The organism is Kitasatospora sp. NPDC040550 (assembly GCF_055594965.1).
On record NZ_JBVIWC010000036.1, the window covers coordinates 22080 to 38110 of the forward strand.

The 16031-nt window shown below is 73.2% G+C and carries 15 protein-coding genes; 3 read left to right on the top strand and 12 right to left on the bottom strand.

Going from position 1 to position 16031, the window contains the following annotated elements; all coding sequences use genetic code 11:
* Nucleotides 1-24 precede the first annotated feature (24 nt).
* The gene (locus ACZ58X_RS35870) at nucleotides 25-804 is read right to left on the bottom strand and encodes a GntR family transcriptional regulator (RefSeq protein ID WP_470337766.1); all 780 of its coding nucleotides are present in this window, start codon (nucleotides 802-804) and stop codon (nucleotides 25-27) included.
* A 170-nt stretch (nucleotides 805-974) separates the two neighbouring features.
* Here ACZ58X_RS35870 and ACZ58X_RS35875 point away from each other — a divergent pair, with 170 nt between their 5' ends.
* The gene (locus ACZ58X_RS35875) at nucleotides 975-1739 is read left to right on the top strand and encodes a tyrosine-protein phosphatase (protein WP_470337767.1); all 765 of its coding nucleotides are present in this window, start codon (nucleotides 975-977) and stop codon (nucleotides 1737-1739) included.
* 79 nt (nucleotides 1740-1818) lie between these two features.
* Here the strand turns inward: ACZ58X_RS35875 and ACZ58X_RS35880 are convergent, their stop codons facing one another.
* Both ACZ58X_RS35880 and ACZ58X_RS35885 read right to left on the bottom strand, forming a co-directional pair.
* Complete coding sequence (locus ACZ58X_RS35880) at nucleotides 1819-2679, bottom strand: ABC transporter permease (protein WP_470337768.1); 861 nt, start codon at nucleotides 2677-2679, stop codon at nucleotides 1819-1821.
* Nucleotides 2676-3587 (bottom strand): ABC transporter ATP-binding protein, encoded by a 912-nt coding sequence (locus ACZ58X_RS35885; protein WP_470337769.1) that lies wholly within the window; start codon nucleotides 3585-3587, stop codon nucleotides 2676-2678. The genes ACZ58X_RS35880 and ACZ58X_RS35885 overlap by 4 nt, the downstream gene beginning before the upstream one ends.
* 134 nt (nucleotides 3588-3721) lie before the next feature.
* On the opposite strand from ACZ58X_RS35885, the gene ACZ58X_RS35890 reads away from it, so the two are divergent.
* Together ACZ58X_RS35890 and ACZ58X_RS35895 are read left to right on the top strand one after the other, a co-directional pair.
* Nucleotides 3722-4933 carry a sensor histidine kinase gene (locus tag ACZ58X_RS35890; RefSeq protein ID WP_470337770.1) on the top strand — a complete coding sequence of 404 codons (1212 nt, stop codon included), beginning with the start codon at nucleotides 3722-3724 and terminating at the stop codon, nucleotides 4931-4933.
* Nucleotides 4930-5586 (top strand): response regulator, encoded by a 657-nt coding sequence (locus ACZ58X_RS35895; RefSeq protein WP_470337771.1) that lies wholly within the window; start codon nucleotides 4930-4932, stop codon nucleotides 5584-5586. Before ACZ58X_RS35890 ends, ACZ58X_RS35895 begins: the two co-directional genes overlap by 4 nt.
* Nucleotides 5587-5859: 273 nt before the next feature.
* Here the strand turns inward: ACZ58X_RS35895 and ACZ58X_RS35900 are convergent, their stop codons facing one another.
* The 9 genes from ACZ58X_RS35900 to ACZ58X_RS35940 all read right to left on the bottom strand — a co-directional run bounded on the left by ACZ58X_RS35900 (nucleotide 5860) and on the right by ACZ58X_RS35940 (nucleotide 15914).
* Nucleotides 5860-6969, bottom strand: coding sequence for a hypothetical protein (locus ACZ58X_RS35900; protein WP_470337772.1), 1110 nt, complete (start codon nucleotides 6967-6969; stop codon nucleotides 5860-5862).
* A 352-nt stretch (nucleotides 6970-7321) separates the two neighbouring features.
* Nucleotides 7322-8023, bottom strand: coding sequence for a hypothetical protein (locus tag ACZ58X_RS35905; RefSeq protein ID WP_470337773.1), 702 nt, complete (start codon nucleotides 8021-8023; stop codon nucleotides 7322-7324).
* A gap of 158 nt (nucleotides 8024-8181) precedes the next feature.
* Nucleotides 8182-9201 (bottom strand): N-acetylglucosamine kinase, encoded by a 1020-nt coding sequence (locus ACZ58X_RS35910; protein WP_470337774.1) that lies wholly within the window; start codon nucleotides 9199-9201, stop codon nucleotides 8182-8184.
* A gap of 149 nt (nucleotides 9202-9350) precedes the next feature.
* Nucleotides 9351-10640 (bottom strand): 6-phospho-beta-glucosidase, encoded by a 1290-nt coding sequence (locus tag ACZ58X_RS35915; RefSeq protein ID WP_470337775.1) that lies wholly within the window; start codon nucleotides 10638-10640, stop codon nucleotides 9351-9353.
* Entirely contained in the window at nucleotides 10640-11539 is a 900-nt protein-coding gene (locus ACZ58X_RS35920) for a carbohydrate ABC transporter permease (RefSeq protein ID WP_470337776.1), read from the bottom strand. The genes ACZ58X_RS35915 and ACZ58X_RS35920 overlap by 1 nt, the downstream gene beginning before the upstream one ends.
* A gap of 21 nt (nucleotides 11540-11560) precedes the next feature.
* Nucleotides 11561-12559: a carbohydrate ABC transporter permease gene (locus tag ACZ58X_RS35925; protein WP_402484442.1), complete on the bottom strand. Its 999-nt coding sequence runs from the start codon at nucleotides 12557-12559 to the stop codon at nucleotides 11561-11563.
* Nucleotides 12560-12583: 24 nt separating this feature from the next.
* Nucleotides 12584-13939: an ABC transporter substrate-binding protein gene (locus tag ACZ58X_RS35930; protein WP_470337777.1), complete on the bottom strand. Its 1356-nt coding sequence runs from the start codon at nucleotides 13937-13939 to the stop codon at nucleotides 12584-12586.
* Nucleotides 13940-14043: 104 nt separating this feature from the next.
* Nucleotides 14044-15234: an ROK family transcriptional regulator gene (locus ACZ58X_RS35935; protein WP_470337778.1), complete on the bottom strand. Its 1191-nt coding sequence runs from the start codon at nucleotides 15232-15234 to the stop codon at nucleotides 14044-14046.
* A gap of 326 nt (nucleotides 15235-15560) precedes the next feature.
* Entirely contained in the window at nucleotides 15561-15914 is a 354-nt protein-coding gene (locus tag ACZ58X_RS35940) for a hypothetical protein (RefSeq protein ID WP_470337779.1), read from the bottom strand.
* Between the last annotated feature and the right edge of the window lie 117 nt (nucleotides 15915-16031).

Genomic DNA, 16031 nt, shown 5'->3' on the forward strand with positions numbered 1-16031 from the left:
CGGTCCGCCCGGGAGCCTTGCCCGCTACCGCTCGCGGAAGTGCAGCACGAAGCGCGCGCTGCTGCCGTCGATCCGGCGCCGGACGTACAGCGCCGGGGTGCCGTCCGGGGTGCAGCTGACCCCCTCGCGGACCAGCAGCGGGGTGCCCGCCGGGACGCCCAGCAGTTCGGCGTCCGCGAGGTCCGCGCCGATCGCGCCGAAGGCCCGCCAGTCGTACTCCAGCTCCACCCCGGCGGCCCGGGCCAGGTCGAGTACCAGGTTCCCGGTGTGGCCGGGCCGCACCAGCTCGGCGGGCAGCGGACCGAACGGCACCCAGTAGCTGCACGCCGCCCGGGCCCGGCCGCCGAGGCGGATCACCGAGTCCAGCCGGTGCAGCTCACCCGGCGCCCGGCCCAGCTGGCGGGCCGCCTCCTCGTCCTCGGCCGAGCCGGTCACCGGCGGGGCGGCCACCACGAACTCGCCGTCGCCGTGGTCCCCGGCCGGCACGGCCTCGTGCACGCTGCCCAGGTCGAAGCGCTGGCTGCGCGGGTCCACCGCGATCGAGACCCGGACGGCGGGCGGGCGGACGAAGGTGCCCACGCCCCGGCGGATCTCCACCGCCGCGGCCCGCTCCAGCTCCGCGACGGCCTGCCGTACGGTCAGCCGGTTCACGCCGAACTCGGCGCTCAGCTCCGGCTCGCTCGGCAGCCGGGCGCCCGCGGGGTAGCCGCCGGCGTCGATCCGCTCCTGGAGCCGGCGGGCCAGCCGGCGGTAGACCGGGGTGCTCTGCTGGTTCTCGGGGGTGCTCGGGGGGTTCGTCGCCACGGACCGATCCTACGAAGCCGAGGGCCCCGCCCCGGGTCGCCGTGGCGGGCCGACGGCGGTGGGATGGAGGGGTGCCCCGCACCCGCCGGGGGAACTGGACATCTAGACGTCTAGATGTCCTACTGGATGTCCAGCTCCCCCCGTGTGCGGCTTCACCGAAAGGCCCTCGCATGTCCCTGGTCAACTTCCGCGATTCCGCCGTCCTCAGCGACCCGGAGGGCCTGCGGATCCGCACCGGCGTGCTGTACCGCTCCGCACAGCCCTTCCCGGCCGCCGACGAGGCCGTCGTCGCCCAGCTGCGCGCCTGCGACATCCGCACCGTCGTCGACCTGCGCGACCCCCGCGAGACCCGGCCCGACGACTGGGCCGCCGCCGAGGCCGCCGGGATAGCCGTGGTCGCCGCCCCGGTGAACCCGGCCACCGACGCCCTCACCGCCCACATGGCGACCATGACCACCGCCGCCGACCTCGGCGAGTTCTACCTGCTGCTCGCCGAATCCGCCCCCGAGGCCGTCGCCGCCGCCGTCGAGGCCACCACCCGCCCCGGCGCCGTCCTGCTGCACTGCGCCGCCGGCAAGGACCGCACCGGGCTGCTCACCGCCCTGCTGCTCGACCTCCTCGGCGTTCCCGCCGACCGGATCGTCGAGGACTACGCCCGCACCGCCGAGGCCCTCCCGCAGATCTTCGCCAACCTCGCCGAGCGCCACCGCACCGCCCTCAACGACCGGGGCACCGCCACCCGCGTCACCGACTCCGAGGGCCGCACCCTCACCATCCCGGCCCCGCTGCTCCAGGCCCCGGCCGAGGCGATGTCCGTCTTCCTCGGCCACGTCCGCACCCGCCACGGCGGCGCCGAGGCCTTCCTCCCCGCCTGCGGCGTCCCGGCCGCCACCCTCGCCGCCTTCCGCACCAAGGCCGCGGCCCCCGCGGCCTGACCCGAGGATCGCCCGGCGCCCGGCCCCGTTCAGGACGGGGGCCGGGCGCCGGGGGCCCGGGACCAGCAGCCGGGTTGCGTCAGACGTCCCGGCGCCGCACCACGACCACCGTCACCGCCACCGAGACGACCGCCCACACCCCCATGGTGATCCAGGAGTCCAGCACGCTCGGCGCCCACTTGCTGATCGTGGTCGAGGAGTCGGGGTTGTAGGTGAGCCGGTTGACGGTGTCCATCGGCAGGTGGGCGCCGATCTCGTGCAGCCACCGGTAGCGGTCCCCGCCGAACATCAGCGGCAGGATGAAGAACAGCAGCACCAGGGAGACGATCGAGGCGGTGGCGTGCCGCAGCAGCGCGCCCAGGGCCATCCCGATCAGTGCGCAGACCGGCACGATCGCCGCGTAGGCGAGGACGGCCCGGAGGCTGACCCCTTCGGTGATGGACAGCCCGACGTGCCGGGAGGCCAGCATCGCGTTGCCGCCGAAGAAGGACACCGCCGAGACCACCGCCCCGGCCAGTCCGGTGATCCCGCCGATCAGCAGCACCTTGGCGGCGATCACCCCGCGGCGGTCGGGCACCGCGGCGAAGGTGGTGCGGATCATGCCGGTGGTGTATTCGCCGAACACGGTGATCGCGCCGAGGCTGCCGGCCGCGATCGCCATCAGGTAGCACGCGATGCTGCTGAGGCTGTGGTAGAGCGCGTCGTACCGGAACGGCGGGAGGCCGGGCATCGGCCGCGGCGGGTGGTCGATGTACGTCAGGTCGGAGTGGACGGCGTTCAGGTTGACCCCGATCGCGACCAGCGAGGCCAGGGCCAGCACCCAGTACGTCGACCGCAGCGAGCGCAGTTTGATCCACTCGGCGGCGAGCAGGTCGGCGAACCGGGGCGCGGGTTCCGTCGAGCGGGCGCTCTCGGTACGGACCAGGGTCGTGGTGCTCATCGGGTCTCTCCTGCCAGGTACTCGACGCTGTCGGCGGTCAGGGACATGAACGCCGACTCCAGGGACGACGTCCGGGGGGCCAGCTCGTGCAGCACCACGCCGTGGCGCAGCGCCAGTTCGCCGATCCGGCCTGCGGGCATCCCGGTGACGACACCGAACTGCGGCTCCGGCAGGACCACTTCGGCGCCCCCGGCGCGCAACACCGGCACCAGCTGGGCGAGTTCCGGCGCCCGGACGGCCACGCTCGACTCCGCGTACCGGGCCGAGAACTCGCCGAGGCTCTCGTCGGCGATCAGCCGGCCGCGCCCGATCACCACGAGCCGGTCGGCGGTGTGCTCCATCTCGGTCATCATGTGGCTGGAGACGAAGACGGTGCGGCCCTCGTCGGCGAGGCGGCGGAACAGTCCGCGCACCCAGAGCACGCCCTCGGGGTCGAGGCCGTTGAGGGGTTCGTCGAAGAGCAGCACGGGCGGGTCGCCGAGCAGGGCCCCGGCGATGCCCAGGCGCTGCTTCATGCCCAGCGAGTAGCCGCCGATCCGCCGGTCCGCGGCCTTGCCGAGGCCGACCTCGGCGAGCACCTCGGCCACCCGGCCGAGCGGGATCCGGTTGCTGCGGGCCAGGGCGGACAGGTGGGCCCGGGCGCTGCGGCCGCCGTGCACGTCCCCGGCGTCCAGCAGGGCGCCGACGTGCCGCAGGCCGCGCGGGCGGCCGGCGAAGGGCACCCCGTCGACGCTGACGGTGCCCGCGGTGGGGGTGTTGAGGCCCAGGACCATGCGCAGGGTGGTGGACTTGCCCGCGCCGTTGGGTCCGAGGAAGCCGGTGACGGTGCCCGGCCGGACGGTGAAGGTCAACTGGTCGACGGCCGTGGTGGCGCCGTACCGCTTGGTCAGTCGCTCGATCTCGATCACGGGGACAACGTTGCCGGTCGGGGGCCTGATCGGGCATCGGGCGGCGGGCCACAACCGGGAGCGGCGGCCCCCGCCCCGGGGATTACGCCCGCGGGCCAATGCGCGGCCCGCCCGCCCGCCACTACCATCGGGTCATGATCACCGAACCCCGCCCGCCGCTGCTCAGGCGCCTGCCCGCCGGCGTGTGGGTGGCGGCGTTCTGGACGGCCATCGTGGTGTTCCGGTTCTTCACCCGGGACGACGAGTTGAGCCACCTCTTCGACTACAACGGCAACACCGAGGACATGCCCCTGGTGGTCACCGCCGCGGTCACCACCCTGGTCGCGTTCCTGCTGGTCCGGCTGCCGCTGGCGGCGGTCGCGGCCGCGCTGGCGGGCGGCGTCTTCGCACTCGGGATCTGGACGGTCACGGCGACGGCGCCGCTGCAGTTCCTGATCGCCGAGGCGGTGGTCGGCTACTGCGTGGTCACCCGCTCCCGGACGGTCTCGACGATCGCGGTGTCGATGCCGCTGACCGTGCTCGCCACCCTGTTCGTCTGGGGCACCTTCAACGGGTACGCCGTCAACCCGTACGCCTACCTCGGCCTCGCCGCGACCGTCCTGATCGCCTGGCTGATCGGCAACACCGTCCGCCAGAGCCGCGACCACACCGAGGCGCTGCGCGGCCGCGCCGCCGAGCAGGCCGTCACCGCCGAACGGCTGCGGATCGCCCGCGAGTTGCACGACATGGTGGCCCACAACATCGGCATCATCGCGATCCAGGCGGGCATGGGCAGCCGGGTCATGGACACCCAGCCCGCCGAGACCCGCAACGCGCTGACCGCCATCGAGGCCACCAGCCGGGAGACCCTGGCCGGGCTGCGCCGGATGCTGGGCGCGCTACGACAGGGCGAGGGGGAGTCCGCACCGCTCGAAGTGGCGCCCGGGCTCGACGAGTTGGACCGGATGCGGGAGAAGGCGGCCGGGGCCGGGGTGCGGGTCGCGCTCACCCGCAGCGGCGAAGCCCGGGCGCTGCCGCCCGAGGTGGACCTCGCCGCCTACCGGATCGTCCAGGAGGCCGTCACCAACGTGGTCAAGCACTCCGGCACCCGGGACTGCCACGTCACCGTCGAGTACGCGCCCGAGCACCTCGCCGTCACCGTCGTCGACCTCGGCGCCGGTACGCCCACGGCCACCCCCGGCACCGGCTACGGCCTGGCCGGGATGCGCGAGCGGGTCGCCCTGCTGGACGGCGAGTTCAGCGCCGGCCCGCGCCCCGGCGGCGGCTTCCGGGTGGCCGCCCTGCTGCCGCTCCCGGCCGTGCCCGCCGGGAGCCCCGAACCGACCCCCCTGGAGGTGGGACCGTGATCCGCGTCGTCCTGGTCGACGACCAGCCGCTCATCCGCACCGGCCTGCGCGTGCTCATCGCCGACGCCCCCGACCTGGAGGTGGTCGGCGAGGCCGGCAACGGCGCCGAGGCCGTCGACCTGGTCGCCCGACTGCGCCCGGACGTCGCCGTGATGGACATCCGGATGCCCGGCATGGACGGCATCGAGGCCACCCGCCGGATCCTCGCCGACCCCGACCTGCCCACCCACGTGCTGGTCCTGACCACCTTCGACGACGACGACTACGTGTACGGCGCGCTGCGCGCCGGGGCGAGCGGCTTCCTGGTCAAGGACCTCGCCCTGGAGACCATCCTGGACGGCGTCCGGGTGGTCGCCGCCGGGGACGCCCTGCTCGCGCCGGGCATCACCCGCCGGCTGATCGGCGAGTTCGCCGCCCGCCCGGACGCCTCCGCCCGGCCGCGGAAGTCCGCCGAGGGCATCACCGGGCGCGAACGCGAGGTGCTCACCCTGGTCGGCCGCGGCCTGTCCAACACGGAGATCGCCGAGGAGCTCACCATCAGCGTGGCCACCGCCAAGGCGCACGTCGCCCGGCTGTTCACCAAGCTGGACGCCCGGGACCGGGTCCACCTGGTCATCCACGCCTACGAGTTCGGGCTGGTCGCGCCCTCGTAGGCGCCTCCTGGCCGCCCCCGTGGCGCCCTCGCCGTGCCCTCGCCGAGCCCTCGCCGTGCCCTCGCCGAGCCCTTGCGACGCCCTCGCAGCGCTCGGCCCCGGACAGCGCGAAGCGCCGGAGCGGGCCCGCACAGCCCGCCCCGGCGCTTCCCCCGTACCGGATCGTCAGGGCACAAGACCCCTCCGGCCCGTCCGATCCGTCGGTCCCGTCAGCTCCCGAGCTGCCCCACGCTGCTCGGGGGACGGCGTTCGGAGGTGTTCAGGCGACGTCGGTCAGGGGACGATCGCGTGCGAGATCTGGCACCCGCTGACCGCGTTCGACCAGGTCCCCTGCATCGCGAACGAGCCGGTCGCGAAGGCCACGTTCTGCGAGCCGCCGGTGCCGCCGACGCCCTTCCAGGCGCACTTGTCGGCGTTCTCCGCGCCGGAGGAGTCGGTCCAGCCGCCGGCCGGGTTCTGGTCGGTGACCGTCTCCGCGTACTCGTGCCCGAACACCATGGTCACGCCGTCCAGCAGGCCCGCGCTGCCGCTGTTGACGTAGTTCTGGCCGCAGGAGGTGCCCATGTCGGTCACGTACGGGTCGTTGCTGAACGCCACGTCACCGTAGGGGGAGGTGGCCGCACCGCCGGTCAGCGTGGTGTCGCCGTTCCAGTCGTGCCAGGCGCAGAAGTTGCCGGTCGAGGTGTTGAAGCCGTCCGGGTGGGTGCCGGTCGGCGAGAGCACCACGTACTGCACGTTGCGGTTGGCGGCCGCGCTGGTGTTGCCGAAGTGCCCGGCGGCCTTGATGGCCTCGTTGGCGATCTGGTTGCCGGTGGCCTGGCCCGGGGCGGCGGCGGAGTTGTCCACCCAGACGCCGGCCAGCGCGCCGCCGGTCGGGTAGCCGACGTGCGCGGCGGTGGAGCCGCAGGTGGTGGCGCCCTTGGCGACGCCCTCGCAGTACTGGGTCATGACGCCGGACCAGGTCTCGTTGTTGGTGCCGAGGCCCTTGTACAGCTGCTGCGCCCGGACGGCCTCGCCGGACGGGTCGCCGGACAGGGTGGTGTAGCCGTTGGCGTCGGTGCCCGCGGTGCCCCACTGGGAGCCCCAGAAGACCACGTACACCTTCGGGGCGCCGGTGGTGACGCCGATGCCGTCGACCCCGCCGCCGAACTTCAGGTTGGTGGTGCGGCTCGCGGCCGCGGAGGCGGCGTTGGCGTGCTCGGCGGCCTCCTTGGTCGGGACGGTGCCGTGCCGGTACGGGTGGGACTGCCCGGCGAACTCGCTGCCCGGCTGGTCGGCCTGGGCGGCCGGGGCGGCGGCGAAGCCGGTGGCGGCCAGCGCCAGCGCGCTGAGCCCGGTCAGGGCCCGGACCCGTGCCCGGCGGGAGGTGGGGGAGATGCCCATCGTGAGGGTTCCTCTCTCATGCCGACCGCACGCCGGTGGGGGCGCGGCGACACCGTGGGGGACAAAGGGGGAGGAGCGATGACGGCAGGCCGGTGTCCACCGACCGCCCGTCAGGGGCGCTCGGTGAAACGGGGATGGGGGACCGGTTCACTGCCGACGGCGGGAAGCAAAGCACCGCCGCGGAAACCGGGTCAACGACGCCGAGAGTAAGACCAACCCCAAGGGCGGCCCCGGAAAAGGTAGTGAACGTCAAAAATCCGCACTTGAACGGCGATTGACGGACTTGACGAAGACATGTCTCAACTGTTGAAGGGGCCTTCTACACCGTATGGCGGCACGGCCCCCGCCCGGCTCAGCGCTGCGCGCCCTCGACCTCCGCGTCTTCCGCGCCCTGGACGTCCGGGCCCTGGACCTCCGCGCCTTGGACGTCCGCGCCTTGGACGTCCGCGCCCTGGACCTCTGCGATGCGCATGATCCGCCCGTGCGAGTCCAGCACGATGTCGTAGGCGTTGCCGTGGCAGCCGTACGGGTCGGCCGGGTCGCGTTCGGCCAGGCAGTCGTTGAGGTGGGTGACCAGTTCGTCCAGGTGGACGGGCCTCGCGCTCTCCCCGCGCGGACGGTCGACCAGGGTGGCGGTGACGCCGGCCGCCGCGAAGCCGTAGTGGACGGGGGAGCCGGTGGCCTCGTAGCGGGGCGGGGTGCAGGCGAACCGGGCGGGCTGGGCGGTGAGTTCGGCCGGGCCGGCGGCGACCACGACCAGCACCTGGTGGCCGGGCCGCAGGGCGGGCGCGGTGCACTCCGGGGCGGGGTCGACGGGCGCGCCCGGGGCGGCTACGGTGCCCGCGGCGGTGCCGGTGGCGGCGTAGTCCTCCTCGTCGGCGAGGTCGTCATCGCCGTCCAGCAGCGGGTCGTCCAGGCCCTCGTCGGCGAGGGCCGCGGCCGAGGAGGCGGCGGTCACCGTCGGGTGGGAGTCCGCGGGGGTGCAGCCGGTGAGTCCGGCCAGGGCGAGTCCGGTCAGGGCGGCGGCAGCGAGGAGGATGCGGGGCACGGCCATGACACAAGTCTCCCCGGGCGGCGGTGGTGGTCGGTACCCGGGTACCACGAGCGGCGTGCGCAGTACGGTTCCCGCCCCCGCCGGATGTGCGGATCCGGCGGGGGCGGGAGGTTCAGGGGGAGCCGGGAGGAGCAGCGGCGTCGGCAGGAGAGCAGCCGTCAGACCGCGACCGCCGGCTGCGCCTCGTACGCCCCGCGCACCCGCGCCTGCACGGCCGCGTCCACGCCCAGGTGGTCCAGCCCGAGCAGCGCGGCGCCCAGCACCGGCGGCGCGACGACCACCCGCGGCTCGGCCAGCGGCGCGGCCCGGGCCAGCCGCTCCTTGAGGTTGTCGAGCAGCAGCGGCTGCCGGGAGGCGAGCACCCCGCCGCCGAGCACCACCGGGGTGGCGGAGTCCAGCAGTTCCAGCCGGCCGAGGGCGACCACGGCCAGCCGGACGATCTCGTCGGCCTGCCGGTCGATCAGCTCCCGGGCGACGGCGTCCCCGTCGTTCGCGACCGCGAATAGCACCCGGACGATCTCGTGCAGCCGGGGGGCCGGCAGGTGGCCGAGGTGGACGGCCTCGGCGACGGCCCCGGCGCTGGGCAGGCCGAAGTGCTCGGCGATGGCCCGGGCGAGGCCGGTGGGCCCGCCGCGCCCGTCCTCCGCGCGGACGGCGTGCCACATGCTGCTGGTGGCCAGTCCGCCGCCGCCGCCCCAGTCGCCGGTGAGCTCGCCGAGCGCCGGGAAGCGGGCGGTGCGCCCGTCCGGCAGCAGCCCGACGCAGTTGATCCCGGCGCCGCAGACCACCGCGACCCCGCGCGGGCCGTCGGTGCCGGCTCGCAGCAGGCCGAAGGTGTCGTTGACGACGGTGTTGCTGAGCCCCCACGGGTGCGATTCCAGGGCGGCGCGCAGCGCCTCCTCCTCCACCGGCAGGTCGGCGTTGGCCAGGCAGGCGCTGACGTGGCTGGTCAGCACGCCGTGGAAGGACGGGAATCCGGCCGCCGCGGCGGCCTGCTCGACCAGCGGGGCGAGGCCCGCCACGGCCGCCGCGCCGCCGATCTTCTGCGGGGCGAAGCCGCCGCCGCGGGCGGCGCCGCGGACGGTGCCGTCGGCGCCGATCAGGGCGACGTCGGTCTTGGAGTTGCCCGCGTCGATGGCGAGGACGCCGGGCAGGAGTGGTTCGGGCTGGTGGGTCATCAGGTCCCCGCGGCTCGTACGTGGCCCGGCCGCAAGCCCCGGCCGGGGGCCGGGCCCCACACAGGGCCCGGCGAGGGCTCTCAGGCCTGTCTTCGAACTCCCCCTGCGGGGCGCCCTCCGGGCGAACGACGGGAGTTCGACGACGGGCCTCAGGCCCAGGACAGGTGCTCGCGGTTGTGGGCGAGCAGCCGGTCCGTGAGCCGGTCGGCGAGTTCGATCTGGCCGACCAGCGGGTGGGCGAGCAGGGCGTCGAAGACCCGGTCGCGGCCGCCGCGCAGGGCGGCGTCGAGGGCGAGGTGCTCGTACGAGGTGACGGCGGCGACCAGCCCGGCGAACAGCGGTTCGACCGGCCGCTGCGGCAGCGGCCGCACGCCGCGGGCGTCCACCTCGGCGGGCACCTCGATGACGGCGTCGTCCGGCAGGAACGGCAGCACGCCGTCGTTGCGGGTGTTGACGACCTGGACGGAGGTCCCGCCGCCGGTGCCGAGCAGCGCGGCGATCAGCTGGACGGCGGCCTCCGAGTAGAAGGCCCCGCCGCGCTGCCCGAGCAGCTCCGGCTTGGTGTCGAGGGCCGGGTCGGCGTACAGCTCCAGCAACTGCCGTTCGATCTCGGCGACCTGGGCGGCCCGCGAGCCCTGCGCCCGGAGCTCCTCGACCACCGCGTCGTGCTGGTAGAAGTAGCGCAGGTAGTAGGAGGGCACCACGCCGAGCCGCTGCACAAAGGCCTGCGGCAGGTGGAGGTCCTCGGCGATCTCCTTGCCGAAGTCCCGCAGCAGCTCCGGCAGCACCTCGCGGCCGCCGGCGGCGCCCGGGCCGTCCAGCAGGGTGACCCCGCGCTCCCAGGTGAGGTGGTTGAGCCCGACGTGGTCCAGCCGGACCAGCTCCGGGTCCACCCCCAGGTGCCCGGCGAACTTGCGCTGGAAGCCGATGGCGACGTTGCACAGCCCGACGGCCTTGTGTCCGGCGCTCTGCAGGGCCCGGGTGACGATGCCGACCGGGTTGGTGAAGTCGACGATCCAGGCTTCCGGGTTGGCGCGGCGCACCTGCTCGGCGATGTCCAGGACGACCGGCACGGTGCGCAGCGCCTTGGCCAGCCCGCCCGCGCCGGTGGTCTCCTGGCCGACGCAGCCGCACTCCAGCGGCCAGGTCTCGTCCCGGTTGCGCGCGGCCTGGCCGCCGACCCGCAGCTGGAGCAGGACGGCGTCGGCGTCGGCGACGCCCGCCGCCAGGTCGGTGGTGACGGTGACGGTGGCGGAGTGCCCCTGCTTGGCGAAGATCCGCCGGGCCAGCCCGCCGATCAGTTCCAGCCGCTCGGCGGCCGGGTCGATCAGGACCAGTTCGCCGAGCGGCAGGGTGTCGCGCAGCCGGGCGAAGCCGTCGATCAGCTCCGGGGTGTACGTCGACCCGCCGCCGACGATTGCCAACTTGAGTGCGGACATCAGCCCTTGACCCCTGTCAGTGTCACGCCTTCGATGAAGGCCTTCTGTGCGAAGAAGAAGAGGACGATCACCGGCGCCATCACCAGCAGGGTGGCGGCCATGGTGAGGTTCCAGTTGGTGTGGTGGGCGGCCTTGAACGACTCCAGGCCGTAACTGAGCGTCCAGGCGTCGTGGTTGTTGCTGGCGTAGATCTGCGGGCCGAAGTAGTCGTTCCAGCAGTAGAAGAACTGGAACAGGGCGACGGCGGCGATGGCCGGCTTGGCCATCGGCAGCACGACCCGCAGGAGGGTGCGCAGGTCGCCGCAGCCGTCGATCCGGGCGGCCTCCAGGTACTCCTTGGGGATGGTCAGCAGGAACTGGCGCAGCAGGAAGATGGAGAAGGCGTCGCCGAAGGCCATCGGGATGATCAGCGGCCAGAGCGAGCCGCCCAGGCCCAGCTGCTTGGCCCAGAACAGGTACATCGGGATGACGGTGACCTGCGGCGGCAGCATCATCATCGCGATGACGGCCATCAGGGCCAGGTTGCGGCCGCGGAAGCGGAACTTGGCGAGCGCGTAGGCGACCGGCAGGCTGGAGACGACGGTCAGCAGGGTGCCGGCGCCGGCGTACACCAGGGTGTTGCGCCACCAGGTGAGGAAGCCGGGGGTGTTCCAGACCTTGGCGTAGTTGCCCCAGTTCCAGGAGGTGGGCCAGTAGTCGGTGGTGAGCGCCTGCTGGTCGTTCATCACCGAGGTGAGGAAGACGAAGACGAAGGGCAGCAGGAAGAACAGTGCGGCGGCGATCGCCAGCGAGTGCACGGCCACCCAGTTGAGCAGCGCGCGGCGCCGGGCGGCCCGGGCCGCGGCGGTGCCCGCGGTGCTGCGGGTGGGCGGCTTGGTCAGGGTGGAGCTGAGAGTCATGTCGGAGTCCTCATCCGTCCGCTAGTCGTCGCTCGCCATGAAGCCGGACCGGCGGCGGAGCAGGACCGAGGTGACGGCCATCGAGATGGCGAACAGCACCAGGGCGACGACGCAGGCCGCGCCGTAGTTGAAGCGCTGGAAGCCGAGGTTGTAGACCATCTGCGGCAGGGTCCAGGTGGAGCCCTGGGGGAACCCGGGCTCGAACTGCTGGCCGGAGTTGCCGGCGATGCCGCTGGCGACCTTCCCGGCTACGTACGCCTGGGTGTAGTACTGCATGGTCTGGATGACCCCGGTGACCACCGCGAACATGATGATCGGGGAGATGTTCGGCAGCGTGACGTACCGGAACCGCTGGAACGGGCCGGCGCCGTCCAGTTCGGCCGCCTCGTACTGTTCCTTGGGGACGTCCAGCAGCGAGGCCATGAAGATGACCATCAGGTCGCCGATGCCCCACATGGCGAGCAGGGTGAGCGCGGGCTTGGACCAGTCCGGGTCGGCGAACCAGCCGGGCTGCGGCAGACCGAGTTCGCCGAGCAGGTGGTTGAGCGGGCCGGTGCCGGGGTTGAGCAGGAAGGCGAAGGCCACGGTGGCGGCCACCGGCGGGGCCAGGTACGGCAGGTAGAAGGCGGTGCGGAAGAAGCCGGCGCCGGTCTTCACCTTGGTGATCAGCATGCCGATGCCGAGGCCGAAGGCGACCCGCAGGGTGACCATCACCAGCACCAGCCACAGGGTGTTGCGCAGGCCCTGCCAGAAGGTCGGCAGCTGGTTGAGGACGTAGTCCCAGTTCTTGAGGCCGTTGAAGGTCGGCGTGCCGAAGCCGTTGTACTGGGTGAAGGAGAAGTAGGCGGTGGAGACGAGCGGGTAGACGAAGAAGACGCTGAACCCGATCAGCCAGGGGGAGAGGAAGGCCAGGGTGCGGGCCGCCTCCCGGCGGCGCTTCCGGCGCAGCAGGTGCTGCGTGGAGGGCGCCGCCGGGTCGGCCGTCCCGGCCCCCTTGCGGGTGCCGAACGCGAGTGACATGGGGAGCTCCGTGGACCGTTCCCGTTACTTCGCCTGGGCGATGTCGGTGTCGATCTGCTTGGCGGTGGCGGCGAGGCCCGCCTTGAGGTCGGTCTGCTTGCCGGACTCGTAGTCGTAGCCCAGGTTCTGCAGCGAGACGATGTAGCCACCGCCGTTGACGCTGGCCGGGGTGGTGCCCGAGTTGGGGTTCTTGGCGACGTCCAGGAAGGTCTTGAAGTTCGGGTCGCTGACCAGCTTCGGCGAGTTCAGCGCGTCGAAGGTGCTCGGCACGTTGTGGATCGCGTTGGCGAAGTTGACCACGGCGTCGGTGTCGGTGGTCAGGAACTTCACGAACTCCCAGGCCGCGGCCTGCTTCTTGCTGGTGCTGGCGATGCCGACGATGGTGCCGGTCTGGTAGCCGCGGCCGTAGGTGTCGGCCTGGTCGTCCGGCACCGGGAAGGGCGCGGTGGCCCAGTCGAAGTCGGGCTTGTTCTCGGCGAGCGAGGCGGTCCGCCACTCACCGTCGATGGCCATCGCGACCTGTCCGGTGTGGAAGGGGTTCTTGGCGCTGAACTCCTCGCCGAAGGTGGCGCGGTACCTGTCCAGCTTGGTGTAGCCGCCGAGCTGGTCGACCATGCCCTTCTGCCAGTCGAGCATCGCGGCGACCTTGGGGTCGGCGGCGAGGTTCGACTTGCCGTCGGCGCCGAAGTAGGTGGCGCCGTACTGGCCGAGGAAGTGCTCGGTGGTGGACTCGTAGCCGTGGTACAGCGGCATGAAGCCGAGCTGCTTGTACGAGTCGCCGTCGGCGATCGTCAGCGCCTTGGCGTCCGCCGCGAACTCGCTGAAGGTCTTCGGCGGGGCGGAGATGCCGGCCGCGGCGAAGGCCTTCTTGTTGTAGTACAGGCCGTACGCGTCGCCGAGCAGCGGCAGCGAGCACTGGTTGCCCTGGAACTGGGTGTAGTTGAGCATCGCGGCCGGGAAGGTCTTGGCCGCGTCGATGCCGCTCTTCTGCAGCTGGGGCTTGAGGTCGACGAACGCCTTGGTCGAGCAGAACATGCCGACGTTGTTGGTGGTGAAGGAGGACACCACGTCCGGCGCGTCGTCCCCGCCGGCCCGCAGGGCCTGGTTGACCTTGTCGTCCGCGACGTTGCCGACCGGCTTGACGTGGATGTTGGGGTGGGCCTTCTCGAAGGCGGCGATGGTGTCGTTGATCGCCTTCACCTCGTTGTCCTGGCTCCAGCCGTGCCAGAAGGTGATGGTGACGTCCTTGCCGCTGGCGGAGTCGTCGTTGCCGCCGGACTCGCTGGAACCGGTGCAGGCGGAGGCGAGCAGGGCCAGCACGGCGCTGCCGGCGACGGCGGCGACGGTGCGGCGGCCTCTGCGGGAGGTGGTGGCGTGCACTTCGAGGTCCTCCTGGGGGTGCGCGGGCAGGCGTCATTGCCTCGGGGCCCGCGTAGGGGTTGGGGGAGAGGTGGGTGCAGGGCGTCTCGGGGAGCGGGGGAGCGCTAGTGGGTGGAGAAGACCGCCTCACGGGCGTCCGAGAGGGCGCGTTGCAGGGCGCCGAGCAGGACGGGCGAGCCGGACAGGGCACTGCTGCGGATCTCCGGCCGGGCGGGGCAGACCCGGGCCAGTTCGTCCTCGACGAGCGCGCGCAGGCGTTCGCCGCCCGCGCTCGGCACCGCGCCGGAGAGGACCACCAGCTGGGGGTCGACCACGGCGACGATCACGGACAGCCCGACGGCGAGCCGTCCGGCCAGTGCGGTGAGGAACGCGTCGCCGGCACCCGGGGTCTCCAGGGCCTTGGCGACCGACTCCTCGGCGGTGGGCGCGCCGAGCCCGTGCTCGCGGGCCAGGGTCCGGACGGCGACCGCCCCGACCTGGTCCTGGAAGCCGCCGAACTTGCGGCGGCGGGCGTCCCACTCGACCGGTGAGCCGGGCACCGGCATGTAGCCGACCTCCCCGGCGCCGCCGGTGAAGCCGCGGTGCAGCCGTCCGGCGATCACGACCGCGGCGCCGACCCCCGACTCGGCCCAGAGCAGGACGAAGTCCTCGAAGCCGGCCGCCGCGCCGGAGACCTGCTCGGCGACCGCGGCCAGGTTGACGTCGTTCTCGATCGACACCGGCGCGCCGATCGCCCCGGTCAGCTCCTCCACCAGCCGGGGCGAGTGCCAACCCGGCAGGTGGGAGGCGTAGCGCAGCTTCCCGGTGACCGGGTCCGGCGCACCGCCGAGCCCGATCGCGACCGTCCGCAGGCCCCCCGCGGGCACGCCGGCGGCGCGCACCGCCTCGGCGACGGCCGCGGCCACCCGCGGCACGGTCCCGGCGGCCGGGACGCCCTTGGTCGACACGGTGTGCTCAGTCAGGGTGCTGCCGGTGATGTCGGCGACGGCGACCCGGATCCCGCTGTTGGTGACGTCCAGCCCGGCCACGTACCCGGCCGCCGGATTCACCTGGTACAGCTGCGCGTTGGGCCCCGGCCCACCCTCCGTCGTCCCGACCGGCACTACCAGCCCGGCCGCCTCCAGCCGGGCCAGCAGCTGGGACGCCGTGGGCTTGGACAACCCGGTCAGCGCCCCGATCTGGGTACGGGAGAGCGGGCCGTTCTCCAGCAGCAGTTCCAGCGCGGCCCGGTCGTTGATGGCGCGCAGCAGGCTCGGCGTACCGGCGAGGGGAGCCTTGGCGGTGCTCTTGGTCATGCCGGGATCCTCCCCTTCCGCCGGCCCTGCGTGAACTGTTAGGAAACTTTCCAGTCGCTTCGCACAGGACCGTACGGTCCCCGTCAGCGGAGTGTCAATGGTCGGCGCAGCCGAGGATGCCGAAGCGTTACCGGTCGGCCCGCACGAAAAACGGGCGCGGCGGCCTCCTCCGATGAGGAGGCCGCCGCCCCAAGGCCCAGCAGGCCACGTCCTGACGCCCGTCGCCGCTTCGGCAAGGCCGAAGCGGCGACGGCATTTCCGAACCCTGTCCCTTGCGGCCCACTCGCGCCCGCTCCTCCTCGACAGGCGCGCAAGGAGGCCGGAGGTCAGGCGGCTTCGGCCCGGTCCAAACCGGCGGCATCCGGTTGGGCGAGCCAGACCAGCTGCGAGGTGATCCCCGGTCGCCCGGCGAAGTGGCGCAAGGCTCGTTCGGGAGACGTGAGGGTCATCCGCGCCCGCCCGTCGATGCTGATCACGTGTGTCGGCCCGTCGCGGTCGACGAGCCCCCAGGCCACGACCCACCCGTCGGCGTCCGCGGGGCCCGATCCGCACACCTGGACGACGGCGAACAGCCGGGGCGCGGTGTCGAGCACGAGCTCGCACAGCTCCTGGTCGAAGGTCGGTCCGGCCGCCAGCCCAGGCGTGACCGGGCTGGGGTTTTGCGAGGGCTCAGTAGTCATGGAAGTCCTTGAGGATGTAGCGGCGGGGGGGGGGGGGGGGGGGGGGGGGGGGGGGGGGGGGGGGGGGGGAGGGGGGGGGAAAACCCCCCCCCCCCCCCCCCCAGCCCCACACCAGCA

Excerpts from the sequence above, each read along its gene's own strand:
- ACZ58X_RS35925 (WP_402484442.1), bottom strand. The coding sequence starts at position 12,559 with ATGTCACTCGCGTTCGGCACCCGCAAGGGGGCCGGGACGGCCGACCCG.
- ACZ58X_RS35880 (WP_470337768.1), bottom strand. The coding sequence starts at position 2,679 with ATGAGCACCACGACCCTGGTCCGTACCGAGAGCGCCCGCTCGACGGAA.
- ACZ58X_RS35915 (WP_470337775.1), bottom strand. The coding sequence starts at position 10,640 with ATGTCCGCACTCAAGTTGGCAATCGTCGGCGGCGGGTCGACGTACACC.
- ACZ58X_RS35890 (WP_470337770.1), top strand. The coding sequence starts at position 3,722 with ATGATCACCGAACCCCGCCCGCCGCTGCTCAGGCGCCTGCCCGCCGGC.
- ACZ58X_RS35920 (WP_470337776.1), bottom strand. The coding sequence starts at position 11,539 with ATGACTCTCAGCTCCACCCTGACCAAGCCGCCCACCCGCAGCACCGCG.
- ACZ58X_RS35905 (WP_470337773.1), bottom strand. The coding sequence starts at position 8,023 with ATGGCCGTGCCCCGCATCCTCCTCGCTGCCGCCGCCCTGACCGGACTC.
- ACZ58X_RS35935 (WP_470337778.1), bottom strand. The coding sequence starts at position 15,234 with ATGACCAAGAGCACCGCCAAGGCTCCCCTCGCCGGTACGCCGAGCCTG.
- ACZ58X_RS35910 (WP_470337774.1), bottom strand. The coding sequence starts at position 9,201 with ATGACCCACCAGCCCGAACCACTCCTGCCCGGCGTCCTCGCCATCGAC.
- ACZ58X_RS35940 (WP_470337779.1), bottom strand. The coding sequence starts at position 15,914 with ATGACTACTGAGCCCTCGCAAAACCCCAGCCCGGTCACGCCTGGGCTG.
- ACZ58X_RS35900 (WP_470337772.1), bottom strand. The coding sequence starts at position 6,969 with ATGGGCATCTCCCCCACCTCCCGCCGGGCACGGGTCCGGGCCCTGACC.
- ACZ58X_RS35875 (WP_470337767.1), top strand. The coding sequence starts at position 975 with ATGTCCCTGGTCAACTTCCGCGATTCCGCCGTCCTCAGCGACCCGGAG.